Source organism: Hydrogenophaga sp., from assembly GCF_041633695.1.
Taxonomy (GTDB): Bacteria; Pseudomonadota; Gammaproteobacteria; order Burkholderiales; family Burkholderiaceae_C; genus Hydrogenophaga.
Window position 1 is genome coordinate 1 of record NZ_JBFJMY010000676.1, and the last position, 1,640, is coordinate 1,640.

Annotated in this window: 1 protein-coding gene and 1 riboswitch; the gene reads left to right on the forward strand. The window is 62.1% G+C overall.

Annotated elements, in window-relative coordinates:
- Positions 1 to 311 precede the first annotated feature (311 nt).
- Complete coding sequence (locus tag ABYB95_RS23125; RefSeq protein ID WP_372662588.1) at positions 312 to 1,214, forward strand: transglycosylase SLT domain-containing protein; 903 nt, start codon at positions 312 to 314, stop codon at positions 1,212 to 1,214.
- 100 nt (positions 1,215 to 1,314) lie between these two features.
- Positions 1,315 to 1,492, forward strand: a riboswitch (ZMP/ZTP riboswitch).
- Positions 1,493 to 1,640 lie beyond the last annotated feature (148 nt).

Consider the following 1,640-nt stretch of genomic DNA (forward strand, 5'->3'; position numbering starts at 1 on the left):
CGACAAACGGTAGCAGCCCACCCCACCCGAGGCGAACCCTTGCAAACAGGGGCTTCCCTGCTAGCGAAGTGATGGGTCGGCTCAAAAGGCGCATTGCAAATATCAAATAAAGCATAAAAACATAAATCTTAAACATTGACTGGTTATTTGTTAGTCCATAACATCCGTGGGTTTGCCCAATACGGGTAAACCCCCAACGCTGCCGATACCGGCCCATTCGACGCAGCGACCCACGAAGTCGCAACATCGAAAGCGACCCTAACCTGCCGACAAGACCGATCTGGTTGAACCGGCACCTCAGGAGCGTCAACATGACAACGCACAGCCACTCTCTTTTCCCCCGAAGGCCCTCAGGCGCGTCGGCAGCGGTCAAAACCGCCCTGCACGATGTGTCCCGCGGCTTCTTCGACATCACGCACAACAGCCTGGCCCTGATGGGCACTTTGCTGGCCGTAGGCCTGATCACACTGGCCGCCCGGGCCGATCTGCGCAGCAACGCCGAAGAACACATCCTGGGTTGGTTGCTGGAGCGCCAGGAAGCCCAGGCCTTGCTGGACGAAAACTACGTCACGCCCGAGCCCACCGCCATCGACCGCGTCACGGCAGCGCAGCCCAACGCTTTGCCCAAGCAGCAGGCCAACGTGGCCTACTGGCTGAGTCGCAAGTACCGCGTCGCGCCCGAACCGCTCAGCGTGTTGGTGGCCGAGGCCTTCGACATCGGCGAAAAAATCCAGCTCGACCCAACTTTGATCCTGGCCGTGATGGCCATCGAATCGCGCTTCAACCCCTTTGCGCAAAGCCCTGTCGGCGCACAAGGCTTGATGCAGGTGCTCACCCGGGTGCATACCGAGAAGTACGAAGATTTCGGCGGCCAGTTGGCGGCGTTCGATCCGGTGTCCAATCTGCGCGTGGGCGTGCAAGTGCTGCAAGACTGCATCAAGCGCGCCGGTTCGGTCGAAGGTGGCCTGCGTCTGTACGTGGGCGCCGTGTCCACCAGCGGCAGCGGCTACATCGACAAAGTCATTGCCGAGCACTTGCGCATCCAGAGTGTGGCCCTGGGCAAGCCCATGCCGCGCTACTTCCCACAATTCCGCCCCACACCGGTGGTCGCTCCAGCCGCGCCGGAAAGTGCGCAAACAGTGCCCACGGGCCTGGAAACCGAAGCGCAATCGCGTCCCGCCACCACACCGGACGCGGGGCTTCAGACCTCCTGACCCGACCGCTGCAGGCAACAGCCCTCCGGGGCTGAACGCGGTATGGGCCGCGTTGTTTTGGGGTCCAACACCATGGCCCGACCCAGGCCTCGGCTAAACTAGCCGGGTACGCAACTGGCGATAGGCGCGCGACGGCTGCAATCTGCACCGGCTCGACGCGCTGACGTGGCCCCCCGGCTCCCCAAGTGGGATCTGTGCCGGGACAACCACTGGGAAGCGTGCCGCCCCACTCGGCTTGGCCGATGCCGGGTGATCAGCCGTTCGCCTGGGCAGCCCTTGTCTTTGTGCAGGGATTCACGTCTTCTCAGGACTGCCAGCATGTACGACCGCAACATCCTCATCGAACAAGCCGACCCCGAATTGTTCAAAGTGATCCAGGCCGAAAACCAGCGCCAGGAACAGCACATCGAGCTGATCGCGAGCGAG